The organism is Stappia indica, assembly GCF_009789575.1.
GTDB lineage: Bacteria > Pseudomonadota > Alphaproteobacteria > Rhizobiales > Stappiaceae > Stappia > Stappia indica_A.
Genome location: NZ_CP046908.1, coordinates 4,805,493 through 4,819,984, shown reverse-complemented (window position 1 = coordinate 4,819,984; position 14,492 = coordinate 4,805,493). Strand labels below are relative to the sequence as shown.

The following is a 14,492-nucleotide window of genomic DNA, read 5'->3' as shown; positions in this document are numbered from 1 at the left end:
CGACGCCTCTCCGGCGCGGGAGCCATCCCGCGCCGGTTCGTTTCCCCGGCCCGTCGCTGTGCTCGGGGCCCGGCCTTGAGGTTTCCCGCATGCGCCACACCCTCGCCGCCACGGTTCTTGCCGTTTCCGCCATCCTCGCTTCCGGCTCCTCCTCCATGGCAGACACCGCCCCCGTCCATCTTCATGCGGCCGGCAGCCTGAAATCCGCGATGACCGACATCGCCGATGCCTTTGCCGAGGCATCCGGCGTCAAGGTCGAACGGGCATTCGGCCCTTCCGGCCTGCTGCGCGAGCGGATCGAGGGCGGCGAAAAGGCAGAAGTCTTCGCCTCGGCCAACATGGCCCATCCCCGCCGCCTTGCCGAGGCGGGCAAGGCCGCACCCGTGGTCCTGTTCGCGCGCAACCGGCTTTGCGCCCTCGTCCAGCCGCAGGTCGAGACCGACAGCGACGGATTGCTCGCCGCCATGCTGCGCGCGGATATTCGCGTCGGCACCTCCACGCCCAAGGCGGACCCGTCCGGCGACTACGCCTTCCAGGCCTTCGACAAGGCCGAGGCGGCAACGGCCGGCGCCGCCGAAACGCTCAAGGCGAAGGCCCTGCAGCTGACGGGCGGCAAGGACAGCGAGCCCGCCCCCAAGGGGCGCAACCCCTATGGATGGGTGATGGAAAGCGGCAAGGCAGATATCTTCCTCACCTATTGCACCAATGCGCTGCTCGCCCGCCAGGAGGTGGAGACGCTGCGGATCGTGCCGCTGCCGCCGGCGCTTGCTGTCGGGGCGGATTACGGCCTGACGGTGATGGACGGGACCTCTGGCGACGCCTGGAAACTTGCGCTCTATATACTGTCGCCGGCCGGACAGAAGATCCTGGCCGACTACGGTTTCGACGCGCCGGGCACGCTCGACTGATATCGGGCGGGCGGGCGGCCTCCCGGAGGGCGCTTCGGGAAGGCGCATGAGGAGGGAGCCCGACATGACCAGACCTGCCCGCTTCCTTGCCGCCATCCTGATGGCCGTCCTGATCGCGGGCGCGCCTGCCTCGGCAAGAACCATCGTCGATTCCGCCGGCCGCACGGTCGAGCTGCCCGACACCGTCTCGCGCGTCTTCGCCGCCGGCCCGCCCGCCTCCATCCTCGTCTATGCGTTGAAGCCCGAGGCGCTGCTCGGCTGGCCCCGCGCCCTGCGCGGCGAGGAGCGTCCCTATATCGCCGAGGCCTATCGCGACCTGCCGGAGACCGGCCGGCTGACCGGGCGCGGCGGCGAGGCGAACCTCGAACGGGTGCTGGCGCTGAAACCCGACCTCATCATCGACTTCGGCTCGGTGCGCGACACCTATGCCGACCTTGCCGACCGGGTGCAGGCGCAGACCGGCATTCCCTATATCCTGATCAACGGCCGGTTCGACGAGACCGCGGGCTCCCTGCGTCTCGTCGGCGAGGCGCTCGGCGTAGCCGAACGCGGCGAGGCCCTGGCCCGCGACGTGGAAGAGACCTTCGCCGCCCTCGATGCCGCGCTCGGCGCGGTGCCCGAGGCGGAGCGACCGCGCGTCTATCTGGCGCGCGGTCCCGACGGGCTCGAGACGGGCATGAAGGGCTCGATCAACACCGAGATCATCGAGCGGGCCGGCGGGCGCAACGTCGCCGAGGCGCCCGGGCAGTACGGGCTGGTGCAGGCCTCGCCCGAACAGGTGATCCTGGCCGATCCCGACACGATCATCACCTGGGACCCCACCTTCTTCGAGGCGGTATGGTCGAGCCCGGTGTGGAGCGGCATCACGGCGGTGCGCCAGCGGCGGGTCTACCTGTCGCCGACCGCTCCCTTCGGCTGGATCGACCGACCGCCCTCGCTCAACCGGATGATGGGCCTGAAATGGCTCGCCGGCCTGTTCTACCCCGAACTCTGGACCAAGGACCTGCGCGAGGAGACCCGCGCCTTCTACCGGCTCTGGTATCATGTCGAGCTGTCGGACGCGGACCTCGACACGCTGCTTCAGTGGGCGAACGGGCGCGCACCTTGACGCCGCAGCGGTCCGGGCTCGCCGTCGCCCTGCTGGTCGCTGCGCTGCCGCTGCTGGCGCTCGCGGCCCTCCTGATCGGCCCCTTCCCGCTGTCGCCGGGCGAAGCGCTGTCCGTCCTGTGGCGCGGCGCGACCGGTACGCTTGCCGAGGGCGACCGGGCCGCGACCGTGCTCCTGTCGATCCGCCTGCCGCGTGTCGCCGCGGCGCTTCTCGTCGGCGCCGCCCTTGCCGCGGCCGGCGCCTGCTACCAGACCCTTTTCCGCAATCCGCTGGTTTCGCCCGACATTCTCGGCGTCTCGGCTGGTGCCGGGCTCGGCGCGGTGCTCGGCATCTTCCTGTCGCTGCCCGTCGCCGCGATCCAGCTGATGGGCTTTGCCGGCGGGCTTGCCGCCGTCGCCCTTGTCGGTTTCGTCGCCGCGGCCGTGCGCACCGGCGACCGGACCCTGGTGCTCGTGCTGGCCGGCGTCGTCGTCGGCGCGCTGACCGGCGCGGCGACCTCGCTGCTCAAGGTGCTGGCAGACCCGTACGACCAGCTGCCGGCCATCACCTTCTGGCTGCTCGGCTCGCTCGCCGGCATCAAGACCGAGGACGTGCTGCCGGTCGCCCCGGTCGTGCTTGCCGGGCTGGTGCCCCTGGTGCTGCTGCGCTGGCGCATCAACGTCCTGTCGCTCGGCGACGAGGAGGCCCGCTCGCTCGGCATCGAGGCGGGCCGCCTGCGCCTTGCCGTGATCTGCTGCGCCACGCTGGTGACGGCGAGCGCCGTCGCCATTGCCGGCGTCGTCGGCTGGGTCGGCCTCGTCATTCCGCATGTGGCGCGCATGCTGGTCGGCCCCGGTTTCGGCCTGCTGCTGCCGGTCGCCGCCCTGCTCGGCGCGGCGTACATGCTGGTGGTCGACACGCTGGCGCGCACCGTTGCCGCGGCCGAGGTGCCGCTCGGCATCCTCACCGCCGTCGTCGGCGCACCGTTCTTCCTCTGGCTGCTGGCACGCGGACGGAGGGCCTGGGCATGAGGCTGGCGACACGGGCGCTCGCCACCGGCTATCGCGGCCATCCCGTCGGGCGTGACATCACGCTCGCCGCCGGTCCGGGCGAGGTCCTGTGCCTGCTCGGACCCAACGGCTCGGGCAAGACCACTCTCTTCAAGACGCTGCTCGGCCTCATCCCCTCGCAAGGCGGCGAGGTGCTGCTCGACGGCACCCCGCTTGCCCGCCTGCCCCGCGCCGAGATCGCCCGCAAGGTCGCCTATGTGCCGCAGGCGCATGCGATCCCCTTCGCCTTTCCGGCCGAGGAGGTGGTGCTGATGGGCCGCACCGCCCGGCTCGGCACATTCGCCCAGCCCGGCCCGCGCGACCGGCAGGCCGCGCACGCGGCGCTCGCGCGCCTCGGCATCGGCGCGCTGTCCGGGCGCGACTACACGCGCCTGTCCGGCGGCCAGCGGCAACTGGTGCTGATCGCCCGCGCCCTCGCGCAGGAAACGCCGCTGCTGGTCATGGACGAGCCGACCGCCAGCCTCGACTTCGGCAACCAGGCAAAGGTGCTGGCCGAGATCGCAGGCCTTGCCGCCGACGGGCTGACGGTGATCCTGTCGACCCACGACCCCGACCACGCCTTTGCCGTGGGAACGCAGGTGGCGCTGTTGCACGGCGGCAACGTGCTGGCCGCGGGGCCGCCGGAAGCGACACTCACGCCGCAGGCTCTGTCCACGGTCTACGGTATCGAGGTGACGGTCGAACGCACGGCCTCGGGCCGCGCCGTCTGCCTGCCGCGCCTTGCAGGCCAGCGAGCCGGCCCCGGCGCGTGAACGGCCCGTCCGGGGGCCGCGGAGCGCTCTCGCCACGCGCGCCTGCGAAACTCACGGAAACGTGAGATTAACCTCGCCACCTTTTCGCCCCGCACGCGCCCCATTCCTGCCCCGTTTGAAATCCTTGAGATTCCAGCGCGTTATCAAGACGCCCTGCCGAAGTATGAAAAAATCGTTTCCAACGGAACCGCACAGGTGTGATGCGCGTTACTGTTTTGTCAGGATGTTTGAGAGACGTTTGGTCAGGCTTGGCCTAGAATATTTGGGCTGTGAGTACCAAATCTCAAGCTAAGCAACATTCAGGCGGTTACCGGCCAAAGAACTCGGGACCGCCCAGCCTTGGGAGGCGACGAATGTTTGAACTTGCAAAGAATATCGTTGCGCGAAAGTCACGCAGTGTGACTTCGCGGCACGGCGCCACCCGCACAGGACTGGCCATTGCAGCGGCAATCGGCATTGCTGCGGCGGTCACCGGCTCCGAGCTGCGCGCGGATTCCGCCGACACGGTTCTCCAGAAGAGCGACCGCGAGACCTTCCTCATTCCCGAAGACCGCCTGGCGGTCACGCTCGGCACGCCCCAGGGCACCGACGGCGAGAGCTCCTATGCCATCTGGGTCGGCGAGGTGGAACGCGGCGGTCGCAAGACCACCTGGGTCGAGCTGATCGACGAGCACGGCGAGGTGATCTACGACAGCGAAGTGGCGCAGAATGAGACGCATCTGCTGCCCGACGGCCGCGCCGTCGTCGTGCGTGCCATGATGGACCCGCAGGATACCGAGACGCGCGTTGCCAAGACCGACCAGTCGCGCGTTGCCCCCGACGCCCGCCTCGTGGTGACCCGCCGCGTGGTCGACGATCCGGACCTGCAGACCACGATCGAGTTCATCGAGGAGACGCCCCGCTCGGAACCATCGGCGATGATGCGCATCGCCGCGTTCGGTAACGCGGTCTGGATCGCCATCGTCACCAGCATCGGCGCCGCCGCCGACAGCGTCGTCGTCGCCTGGAACTGGATCACGGAACCGTTTCGCGCGTGATCGGCAGCGCCTGATGTGCACCTGACCCCTGGCTTGCAGGTCCGGCACCCAGCTTCCCCGCACCCGCCGGATGCAGGCCAATTGACCGACCTCCCTTGAAAAAACGGCCGCGCCAATCGCGCGGCCGTTTTTTCGTTTCCGCCCGCAGCCCGCCTTGCGCGCCTGCCGCCCTTCGCGGCGGCTGCGTAAAAAGTGCTGATCCATCAGGCACCAAACGGCGTATCGAAAGGCACAGACCCGCTGAAGACGGAATTTCCGCCATATGCCATCCCCGGACAGCCCTGCCCCGATTGTCGTCTGGTTCCGCGATGACCTGCGCCTCGACGACAATCCTGCGCTCGCCGCAGCGGTGGAAGAGGGACGCCCCGTCGTCGCCCTTTATGTGCTGGACGAAGGCAAGGACGCGCCCCGCGCGCCGGGCGGTGCCTCGCGCTGGTGGCTGAACCTGTCGCTGAAGGCGCTGGCTGAGGATCTTGAGAAGATCGGCGTGCCGCTGGTCCTGCGCCGCGGGCCGGCGCTGCAGGCGGTGCGCAAGCTGGTCTCGCAGGCCGGCGCCGACCATGTCGTGTGGAACCGGCGCTACGATGCGCCCGGCATCGCCATCGACACGGAGCTGAAATCCGCCTTGCGCGCCGACGGTCTCGTCGCCGAGAGCTTCAACGGCGCGCTGCTGGCCGAGCCGTGGGACTTGCTCACCGGCGCAGGCCAGCCCTACCGCGTGTTCTCCCCGTTCTTCCGCGCGATGAATGCGCGCGGCGCCCCGGCGCAGCCGCAGGGTTTCGAGCCCCCCTCCCGCCCCTTGCCGGAACCGCCCGCGCTTGAGAGCGAAGAGATCGACGTCCTGCTCCCCCTGCCCGCGCGCCCGGACTGGGCCGGCGGCCTGCGCGACACCTGGACGCCCGGCGAAGCCGGTGCGCGCAAGCGGCTGGAGGCGTTTCTGGGCGACCGGCTGCGCCGCTATGCCGACCAGCGCGACATGCCCGGCGAGGACGCAACGTCCCTTCTGTCGCCGCATCTGCGCTTCGGCGAGATCTCGCCCCGCCGCATCTGGTTTGCGGCCGGCGACCGCGCTGCGGCGCAGGGCGAGATCTGCGACAAGCAGCTCAACAAGTTCCGCGCCGAGCTCGGCTGGCGCGAGTTCTCCTACCACCTGCTGTTCCACTTCCCAGATATCGGCCACGCCAATTTCCAGCCGCGTTTCGACGACTTCCCCTGGCGCACGGACGAGGCGCAGTTCCGCCAGTGGACGAAGGGGCAGACCGGCTATCCGCTGGTCGATGCCGGCATGCGCGAGCTCTGGCACACCGGCTACATGCACAACCGGGTGCGGATGGTCGTCGCGTCCTTCCTGATCAAGCATCTGATGATCGACTGGCGCGAGGGCGAGGCCTGGTTCTGGGACACGCTGGTCGACGCGGACCCGGCCAACAACCCCGCCAGCTGGCAGTGGGTCGCAGGCTCCGGCGCCGATGCCGCGCCCTATTTCCGCATCTTCAACCCCACCAGCCAGGGCGAGAAGTTCGACCCCGACGGCGTCTATGTGAAGCGCTGGGTGCCGGAACTCGCCCGCCTGCCCGCCTCGCACATCTACAAGCCCCACGAGGCCCCGCGCGAGATGCTGGAGCGTGCCGGCATCCGCCTCGGCGACACCTATCCGCGGCCGATGGTCGAGCACGGCGCGGCGCGCCAGCGTGCCCTCGATGCCTTCCAGACCATAAAAAACGCTTCCTGAAGAAGAAGGATACGCAATGCGCATCGCCGTCATCGGTTCCGGCATCGCCGGCAACAGCGCCGCCTGGGCCCTGAGCGAGAGGCACGATGTCACGCTCTACGAGAAGCGTGCGCGCCCCGGCGGCCACAGCGCCACCGTGGACATCGACTATGACGGCACCCCGTTGGCCGTGGACACCGGCTTCATCGTCTACAACGAGCTGAACTACCCCAACCTGACCGCCCTGTTCGATCATCTCGGCGTTGCGACCGAGGCGAGCGACATGAGCTTTTCCTTCTCGCTCGACGGCGGCGTGCGGGAGTGGTCGGGCTGCAATCTCGGCACCATCTTCGGCCAGCGGCGCAACATCGTCTCCCTGCGCTTCATGTGGATGCTGCGCGAGATCCTGCGCTTCAACCGCATGAGCGTTGCCGACCGCGCCTCCGGCTATCTGAGCGGCCTGTCGCTCGCCGACTACCTGGAGCGGCGCAAGTTCTCGCCCTGCTTTGCCAGCGACTACCTGCTGCCGATGGGCGCGGCGATCTGGTCGACGCCGCCGGCGCACATGCTGGCCTTCCCGGCGGAAAACTTCATCGCCTTCTTCGAGAACCACCGGCTGGTGAACCGCGACCGCCCGGTCTGGCGCACGGTCTCCGGCGGCAGCCGCAGCTATGTGGAGCGCCTGCTCTCGCCCTTGCGCGGCCGCGTCCGGCTGGCGACGCCCGTCGCCGAGGTCACCCGCCACAAGGGCCGGGTGCATGTGCGCGACACGTCGGGCCACGAGGACGTCTTCGACCATGTGGTGCTCGCCTCCCATACCGACCAGACGCTGGCGATGCTCGCCGATGCCTCGCCGGAAGAGCGCAACATCCTCGGCGCGGTGCGCTACCGTCCCAACCAGGTCTACCTGCACCGCGACCGCGCCCTGATGCCGCAACGGCGCCGGGTGTGGGCGTCGTGGAACTACATCGCCTCCAGCGATCCGGGCGCGCCCTATCGCGATGCCTCGGTCACCTACTGGATGAACCGGCTGCAGAACCTTCCCGACGACAAGCCCGTCTTCGTCAGCCTCAATCCGGTCGAGCCGCCGCGCGAGGACCTTACTTTCGGCCGGTTCGAGTACGATCATCCGCAGTTCGACGCGGCCGCCATCGCTGCACAGAAGGCGCTCGGCCAGATCCAGGGCGATCGCAACACCTGGTTCTGCGGCGCCTGGTGCGGATACGGCTTCCATGAGGACGGCCTTGCCGCCGGCCTTTCGGTCGCCGAGGCGATCGGCTGCGAGATCCCCTGGCGCGTCGGTGCGGACGGCGTCGCGCGCACCGCGGAGGCTGCCGAATGACCACGCGCCCAATGGCGACGACACAGGACGCCAACGGCCCGCCGCCGCAGGCCGCGGCCGTGCTCTATCCGGGCAAGGTCATGCATGCCCGTCTGAAGCCTTTCGGCCACCGCTTCGACTATTCGGTCTTCTCGCTGCTCGTCGATCTCGACCGACTGAATGAAGCCGACAGCCAGTCGCGGCTGTTCTCGGTCGGCCGGTTCAACCTCGCCTCCTTCCACGAGGCCGATCACGGCCCGCGCGACGGCACCCCCTTGCGCGCCCATGTGGAACGGCTGCTGGCCGCGCGCGGGATCGACGAGCCGCCGGCGCGCATCCTGCTGCTGTGCTATCCGCGCATTCTCGGCTACGTCTTCAACCCGCTGTCGGTCTATTTCGCCTACGACGCGGACGACCGGCTTACGGCGCTCGTCTACGAGGTGCGCAACACGTTCGGCGACATCCACACCTATGTGGAGCCGGTGCGCGAGAGCCAGCGCGGGCCGGAGGGGATCCGCCAGTCCCGCGCCAAGGCCTTCTACGTCTCGCCCTTCATCGACATGGCGCAGACCTATGCCTTCCGTGTGCTGCCGCCGGGCAAGGCGGTGCGCATTCGCATCCTGGAAAGTGACGCAGAGGGACCTCTGCTGTCCGCGGCCTTCGCGGGAACGGCGCTTCCGGCGACCAGCCGGGCGCTTTTCTCGCTCTGCTTGAAAATCCCGTTCATGACACTCAAAGTGGTCGGCGGAATCCACTGGGAGGCGCTCCGCTTGTGGCTGAAGGGCGCGCCTTTTCATTCGCCGTCTCAACGTCCGGGAACCATTCGACGCCACAAAGCATATACGGGTAGCTGAAGTGTCCCGGCTGTCCGACGAGGAGCGACCGATCATGTCGACTGCGATCGTTCTCACACCTGAAAATGCCCGCCAGGCGCTCGCCGGACTTCCCCGGCTCGCGCGCCTCGGCCTTCGCATCGCGCTCAACCTCAAGGCCGGGTCCTTGAGCGTGGAGACCCCCGAAGGCAAGCACTTCCTGATCCGCGGCGAGTTGCCCGGCCCGGATGCGCAGGTGCGCATCCATTCCTGGCGCTTCATCCGCCGCCTGCTCAGCGGCTCGGATATCGGCGTCGGCGAAAGCTACATGGTCGGCGAGTGGACGAGTTCCGACGTCACCACCTTCCTGGAGCTGTTCTGCCGCAACCGCGACGCCACCGCAGACATGCTGCGCGGCAGCCCGATCTTCCGCATGATGGTGCGTGTCCGCCACTGGCTGAACCGCAACACCCGCTCCGGCTCGCGGCGCAACATCTCCGCCCATTACGATCTCGGAAATGCCTTCTACCGGGAATGGCTCGACCCGACGATGACCTATTCCTCGGCGCTCTACGACGGCGGCGTCAACGACCTGGAGCAGGCGCAAAAGCGCAAGTACCGGGCGCTGGCGGAGGAAAGCCGGATCACGCCCGATCACCACGTGCTGGAGATCGGCTGCGGCTGGGGCGGCTTTGCCGAGTTCGTCGCGAGCGAGATCGGCGCCAAGGTCACCGGCCTCACCATCTCGCGCGAGCAGTTCGACTTCGCCTCCAAGCGCATCCAGGACGCGGGTCTTGCCGACCGGGTGACGCTCAAGCTGCAGGACTATCGCGACGAGCGCCAGCAATACGACCGCGTCGCCTCCATCGAGATGTTCGAGGCGGTCGGCGAGGAATACTGGAGCACCTATTTCCAGACCGTGTCGAACTGCCTGAAGCCCGGCGGCCGGGCCGGCCTGCAGATCATCACGATCCAGGACAGGCTGTTCGACGACTACCGCCGCACGCCGGACTTCATCCAGCGCCACGTCTTCCCGGGCGGCATGCTGCCGCCGCCGGGCGAGCTGGAAGCGCTCGGCGACCGCTCGGGCCTGAAACTCGCCGCCCAGCGCATCTTCGGCCACGACTATGCCCGCACGCTGGAGGAATGGCGCCAGCGCTTCTGGGCCGCCTGGCCGCGCATCAGTCCGCTCGGCTTCGACGACCGGTTCAAGCGACTGTGGGAGTTCTACTTCCACTACTGCGAGGCCGGCTTCCGCTCGGGCAATATCGACGTGCGCCAGATGATCTACGAAAAGGCGCGCTGACATATGGCGCCAGCGCCGGGCCCGTCATGGGCGCAACTTGCGGCCTATGCGGGACCGGCGCTGCCTCTGGCGGCGCTCACCCTGCCGCTCTACGTCATCCTGCCGAGCTATTATGCCGGCGCCATCGGCATGCCGCTCGCGCAGGTCGGCTTCATCCTGCTGATCGTGCGGCTCGCGGATGCGATCTCCGATCCGCTGGTGGGGCTCGCCGCCGACCGCTACCACCCGCCCCTCGGGCGGCGGCGCGGCTGGCTGGCGCTCGCCGCCCTTCCCGCCGCGCTCGCCGCCTTCATGATCCTGACGCCGCCAGACGGTGCGGGCTGGGCCTATCTGCTCGGCTGGGGACTGGCGCTGTCGGTCGGCTACACGGCGGCGATCATCCCCTACACCGCCTGGGGGGCGGAGCTTGCCGACGACTATCACGGCCGCAGCCGTGTTGCCGGCGCGCGCGAGGGGATGGTGCTGGTCGGCACGCTGGTCGCGATCTCCGTGCCGGCGCTGGTGGAGGCAAGCGGGGCCGGAGACCAGGGCGATGCGCTTGCCGTGCTCGCCTGGCTCGTCGCCCTGTCGCTTCCCCTGGCTGTCGCCGTGGCGATCCGCGCCCTGCCGGAGCCGGCGGAGGCGGCCCGGTCCCTGCCGGGCCTGCGTGAGGGGCTCGCCCATCTGGCCGCCAACCGCCCCTTCGTGCGCCTGCTTGTCGCCTTCGTCGTCAACGGCTTTGCCAACGGGTTACCTGCGACCCTGTTCCTGTTCTTCGTGGCGCGGGTGCTGGAGGCGCCGCAGATGCAGGGGCCGTTCCTGTTCCTCTATTTCTTCTGCGGCATTGCCGGCGTTCCGCTGTGGATCGCCGTCTCGAAGCGGCTCGGCAAACATCGCAGCTGGTCGTTCGCCATGCTGGGCGCCTGCGCGATCTTCGCGCTGGTGCCGCTGCTCGGGCCCGGCGACCTTCTCGGCTTCGCCGCGATCTGCGTCCTCACCGGCCTTGCGCTCGGCGCCGACCTTGCCCTCCCGTCCGCGATCCAGGCGGACGCGATCGATGTCGACCGCCTTGCGACCGGCAGCCGCCGCTCAGGGCTCTATTTCGCGCTGTGGGGGCTTGCGACGAAACTGTCGCTGGCGCTCGCCGTCGGGCTTGCCTTCCCGCTGCTCGACCTTGCCGGCTTTGCAGCGGAGGGCACCGGCACGGACGGCCTTGCGATGCTGGTGGCGCTCTATGCGCTCGTGCCCGTCGCCCTCAAGCTCGTCGCCATCGCCTTGATGTGGAATTTCCCGCTCGATGCGAGCGCCCATGCGGAGCTCGCCCGCTCGCTCGCCGCACGCGAGGCGGCGCCAGATCGGGCGGCATGACCGGACGGCGTGACCGCCGGCTCTACGCCTTGTCCTTCGGCTCTGCCGCCGGGTCCCCCTTGCGCGACCAGCCCGTGGCACGGGCGACAAGCGGGAAATACAGCCGGTAGGGCAGCATGCGCAGCAGCTTGAGCTGCCGGGTGAAGCGCTTGGGGAACGAGATCTCGAAGTCGGCCGGATGCTCCAGCCCCTCGACCACCTCGGCAACGGCCGCATCGACGCTCATCAGGTGCGGCATCGGAAAGGGATTGTCCTTCGTCGCCGGCGTGTCGACGAAGCCCGGCGAGATCACCTGCAGGCAGATCCCCAGCCGGTCGAGGTCGAACTTCATCGCCTCCGCCAGGTTGATCAGGCCCGCCTTGGTCGCCCCATAGGCTGCCGAGGTCGGCAACCCGCTATAGCCGGCGACCGAGGCGACGATGGCGATCTGGCCGCGCTTGCGCGGCTTCATCGCCTTCACCAGGGGCACCAGGGCATTCGCCGTGCCCTTGAGATTGACGTCGAAGGAAGTGTGGAAGGCGGAGAGGTCGGGATCGGTGCCGTCGACCGGCAGGTAGACGCCGGCGTTGAGCACGGCCATCGCAATGCCGCCGTGCCGCTCTTCCAGCTCGGCGACGATCTCGGCCATGCGCTCGGCATCCGTCACATCGCCCGGCATCGGCAGGATGGCGCCCGGCAGGGCGAGCCCGGCCAGCTCCTGGAGCGCATCTGCCGAGCGGGCCGTCACCGCCACGGTCCAACCGTGCCGCTGCAGTTCCAGCGCCAGCGCTGCGCCGATGCCGGAACTCGCGCCGGTGACCCAGGCCACGCCATCTTGAGGAGCAACGGCTCCGGACGCCTTCGATCTCATCGTCTGCCTCCATCCTGTCTTGCAGGGTTTACGGCAGGCAGGCGTCGGCGGATCGCCTCGAAGCTGTGAAGGGAATAAAACACACCGTCCGGCCGGATCCTGTCAGGGTCCGGCCGCGACGGGCTCATATGTGTCCGCGGCAGTTCAGCCGCGCATGAACGGTGCGAAAAGCCGGCCGATCGGGCCGGTCAGCCGCAGGCTGCCTTCGGTGACGGCGAAGCAGATACAGTCCTCGTCGTCGTCCGCCACCGGCCGGTGATCCACATCGTCGTCCGCATAGGCGACGTCGCCGCGCACATAGTGCCCGTGCAGGTCGGCGAAGCCGCCCTCCAGCACCAGCGTCAGCTCGGTGCCGTGATGGGTATGGGAGGGCATGGCCATGCCGGCGCGGATCCACAGCAGGCTGGCGCTGCAGCCGTCCATCTCGGCGACCTTGTACTCCTTCAGCCCCGGAAGCTTGGTCTTCCAGGGGATCTCGGCCACATCCTTGCCGATGAAGTCGAAGAGCGGCAAAGGCAGCCGCGTCCTGACGGCCATCTGCGGCACCGAGATGGGGTCCTCGGCGGGGGATGCGAAGATCGCGGCCAGCATGGCGTCGCGATTGTCGATCCTCGCCGGGGCGATCTCTTCGAGCATCGTCCCGCCTGCAGCCTCAAGATCGCGGACGAACCCGCGATTGACCGGCGACAGGTCGAGATGGCTTCGCACAAGCAATCTTGCAGGTTCGGCCAGCGTTCCGGCCACATATCCGGCCAGCAGCGCGTCGAACTGTTCGCGTGATGCGTCCATTCCAATCCAATCCCTGTCGCGGCACCCCCAAGGCCGCGGATCATCGCTCATACTCCACGAACGGCTCCGCGCCAATACATCCCGAGTGACGGCGCGGTCGTGTCCGGAGATCCTTTGCCAGTGTTACGACGCCAGCCCCTGAGCGGATCATCGCAAGCATACGATTCCAAGCTTACGTGCACTGTGATGATTTATCGATCAACTTTGTAGAACAGGGCCGAAAGGATTATCAACGACGGCCTGACAAATGGGATGGGTTCGCTTGAAGGCCCAGCCCCTCCCGGCCTACCCTGCCGGCCCATTTCACAACGCGCCCGGACGCCACGCGGCCGGCACCGCACGACCCTGGAACGGACGGAACGAGCGATGGACATCAAGACCTCCGTGATCGATGCAATCGGCAACACGCCGCTGATCCGCCTGAACCGGGCCTCCGAGCTGACCGGCTGCGAGATCTACGGCAAGGCCGAATTCATGAATCCCGGCCAGTCGGTCAAGGACCGCGCCGCCCTCTACATCGTCCGCGATGCGGAGGCACGCGGCGCCCTGCGTCCCGGCGGCGTCATCGTCGAGGGCACGGCCGGCAACACCGGCATCGGCCTTGCGCTCGTCGGCAATGCGCTCGGCTACCGCTCGGTGATCGTCATTCCCGAGACGCAGAGCCAGGAAAAGAAGGACATGCTGCGGCTCGCCGGCGCGGAGCTGGTCGAGGTGCCGGCCGTGCCCTACCGCAATCCCAACAACTACGTGAAGCTGTCCGGCCGCCTCGCCGAGCAGATGGCCAGGACCGAAGCCAATGGCGCGATCTGGGCCAACCAGTTCGACAATGTCGCCAACCGTCAGGCCCACATCGAGACGACCGGCCCGGAGATCTGGCGCCAGACGGACGGCAAGGTCGACGGCTTCGTCTGCGCCGTCGGCTCGGGCGGCACGCTGGCCGGCGTCGGCATGGCGCTAAAAGGGTTCAATCCGAAGATCCGCATCGGCCTTGCCGACCCGATGGGCGCCGCGCTCTTCAACTACTACGCCCATGGCGAGCTGAAGGCGGAAGGCTCCTCGATCACCGAAGGCATCGGCCAGGGCCGCATCACCGCCAACCTGGAGGATGCGCCGGTCGACATGCCGTTCCAGATCCCGGATGCGGAGGCGGTTCAGGTGGTCTTCGACCTTTTGGAGCACGAGGGCCTGTGCCTTGGCGGCTCCTCCGGCATCAATGTCGCCGGCGCCATCCGCATGGCGCGCGAGATGGGTCCCGGGCACACCATCGTCACCATCCTGTGCGACTACGGCAACCGCTACCAGTCGAAGCTGTTCAACCCGGACTTCCTGCGCTCCAAGGACCTGCCGGTGCCGGGCTGGCTGGAAAAGCCGAGCACCATCGCCGCCCCGTTCGAGGAGGTCGCCTGAGGAGGTTGCCTGAGAAGGTTGCCTGAGGAGATAGCCTGAGCGGGACGCTGCGGCAGCCGGCACGAGGGGGCGCGAAGCGGTCCATAATGGGCGGG

General features: G+C 68.5%; 13 protein-coding genes. 11 read left to right on the top strand and 2 right to left on the bottom strand.

The features are described from left to right. Positions 1-89 precede the first annotated feature (89 nt). The 10 genes from GH266_RS22105 (at position 90) to GH266_RS22060 (ending at position 11,351) form a co-directional block, all read left to right on the top strand. Positions 90-908 carry a molybdate ABC transporter substrate-binding protein gene (locus GH266_RS22105; protein ID WP_158195767.1) on the top strand — a complete coding sequence of 273 codons (819 nt, stop codon included), beginning with the start codon at positions 90-92 and terminating at the stop codon, positions 906-908. Positions 909-972: 64 nt separating this feature from the next. Beyond that, a complete protein-coding gene (locus GH266_RS22100) occupies positions 973-2,016 on the top strand; it encodes an iron ABC transporter substrate-binding protein (protein ID WP_199270404.1) in 1,044 nt (347 codons plus the stop codon). After that, entirely contained in the window at positions 2,013-3,026 is a 1,014-nt protein-coding gene (locus tag GH266_RS22095; RefSeq protein WP_244953736.1) for a FecCD family ABC transporter permease, read from the top strand. Before GH266_RS22100 ends, GH266_RS22095 begins: the two co-directional genes overlap by 4 nt. Then, the gene (locus GH266_RS22090; protein ID WP_158195766.1) at positions 3,023-3,817 is read left to right on the top strand and encodes an ABC transporter ATP-binding protein; all 795 of its coding nucleotides are present in this window, start codon (positions 3,023-3,025) and stop codon (positions 3,815-3,817) included. Before GH266_RS22095 ends, GH266_RS22090 begins: the two co-directional genes overlap by 4 nt. Before the next feature lie 353 nt (positions 3,818-4,170). After that, entirely contained in the window at positions 4,171-4,854 is a 684-nt protein-coding gene (locus tag GH266_RS22085) for a hypothetical protein (RefSeq protein WP_209001506.1), read from the top strand. A 262-nt stretch (positions 4,855-5,116) separates the two neighbouring features. Then, entirely contained in the window at positions 5,117-6,586 is a 1,470-nt protein-coding gene (locus GH266_RS22080; RefSeq protein WP_158195765.1) for a cryptochrome/photolyase family protein, read from the top strand. A gap of 16 nt (positions 6,587-6,602) precedes the next feature. Then, positions 6,603-7,907, top strand: a complete 1,305-nt coding sequence (locus GH266_RS22075) for an NAD(P)/FAD-dependent oxidoreductase (protein WP_158195764.1) — start codon at positions 6,603-6,605, stop codon at positions 7,905-7,907. Then, positions 7,904-8,740, top strand: a complete 837-nt coding sequence (locus GH266_RS22070; protein ID WP_158195763.1) for a DUF1365 domain-containing protein — start codon at positions 7,904-7,906, stop codon at positions 8,738-8,740. Before GH266_RS22075 ends, GH266_RS22070 begins: the two co-directional genes overlap by 4 nt. 34 nt (positions 8,741-8,774) lie before the next feature. Beyond that, entirely contained in the window at positions 8,775-10,004 is a 1,230-nt protein-coding gene (locus GH266_RS22065; RefSeq protein ID WP_158195762.1) for an SAM-dependent methyltransferase, read from the top strand. 3 nt (positions 10,005-10,007) lie between these two features. Beyond that, the gene (locus GH266_RS22060; RefSeq protein WP_158195761.1) at positions 10,008-11,351 is read left to right on the top strand and encodes an MFS transporter; all 1,344 of its coding nucleotides are present in this window, start codon (positions 10,008-10,010) and stop codon (positions 11,349-11,351) included. Between the two features lie 22 nt (positions 11,352-11,373). Here the strand turns inward: GH266_RS22060 and GH266_RS22055 are convergent, their stop codons facing one another. Both GH266_RS22055 and GH266_RS22050 read right to left on the bottom strand, forming a co-directional pair. Further along, entirely contained in the window at positions 11,374-12,201 is an 828-nt protein-coding gene (locus tag GH266_RS22055; protein ID WP_158195760.1) for an SDR family NAD(P)-dependent oxidoreductase, read from the bottom strand. A 144-nt stretch (positions 12,202-12,345) separates the two neighbouring features. After that, positions 12,346-12,990 carry a ChrR family anti-sigma-E factor gene (locus GH266_RS22050; protein ID WP_158195759.1) on the bottom strand — a complete coding sequence of 215 codons (645 nt, stop codon included), beginning with the start codon at positions 12,988-12,990 and terminating at the stop codon, positions 12,346-12,348. Between the two features lie 366 nt (positions 12,991-13,356). Here GH266_RS22050 and GH266_RS22045 point away from each other — a divergent pair, with 366 nt between their 5' ends. Continuing rightward, on the top strand, positions 13,357-14,397 hold the full coding sequence (locus GH266_RS22045; protein WP_158195758.1) for a cysteine synthase A: 1,041 nt from the start codon (positions 13,357-13,359) through the stop codon (positions 14,395-14,397). Positions 14,398-14,492 lie beyond the last annotated feature (95 nt).

Excerpts from the sequence above, each read along its gene's own strand:
- GH266_RS22070 (WP_158195763.1), top strand. The coding sequence starts at position 7,904 with ATGACCACGCGCCCAATGGCGACGACACAGGACGCCAACGGCCCGCCG.
- GH266_RS22065 (WP_158195762.1), top strand. The coding sequence starts at position 8,775 with ATGTCGACTGCGATCGTTCTCACACCTGAAAATGCCCGCCAGGCGCTC.
- GH266_RS22105 (WP_158195767.1), top strand. The coding sequence starts at position 90 with ATGCGCCACACCCTCGCCGCCACGGTTCTTGCCGTTTCCGCCATCCTC.
- GH266_RS22050 (WP_158195759.1), bottom strand. The coding sequence starts at position 12,990 with ATGGACGCATCACGCGAACAGTTCGACGCGCTGCTGGCCGGATATGTG.
- GH266_RS22075 (WP_158195764.1), top strand. The coding sequence starts at position 6,603 with ATGCGCATCGCCGTCATCGGTTCCGGCATCGCCGGCAACAGCGCCGCC.
- GH266_RS22100 (WP_199270404.1), top strand. The coding sequence starts at position 973 with ATGACCAGACCTGCCCGCTTCCTTGCCGCCATCCTGATGGCCGTCCTG.
- GH266_RS22045 (WP_158195758.1), top strand. The coding sequence starts at position 13,357 with ATGGACATCAAGACCTCCGTGATCGATGCAATCGGCAACACGCCGCTG.
- GH266_RS22085 (WP_209001506.1), top strand. The coding sequence starts at position 4,171 with ATGTTTGAACTTGCAAAGAATATCGTTGCGCGAAAGTCACGCAGTGTG.
- GH266_RS22060 (WP_158195761.1), top strand. The coding sequence starts at position 10,008 with ATGGCGCCAGCGCCGGGCCCGTCATGGGCGCAACTTGCGGCCTATGCG.
- GH266_RS22080 (WP_158195765.1), top strand. The coding sequence starts at position 5,117 with ATGCCATCCCCGGACAGCCCTGCCCCGATTGTCGTCTGGTTCCGCGAT.
- GH266_RS22090 (WP_158195766.1), top strand. The coding sequence starts at position 3,023 with ATGAGGCTGGCGACACGGGCGCTCGCCACCGGCTATCGCGGCCATCCC.
- GH266_RS22055 (WP_158195760.1), bottom strand. The coding sequence starts at position 12,201 with ATGAGATCGAAGGCGTCCGGAGCCGTTGCTCCTCAAGATGGCGTGGCC.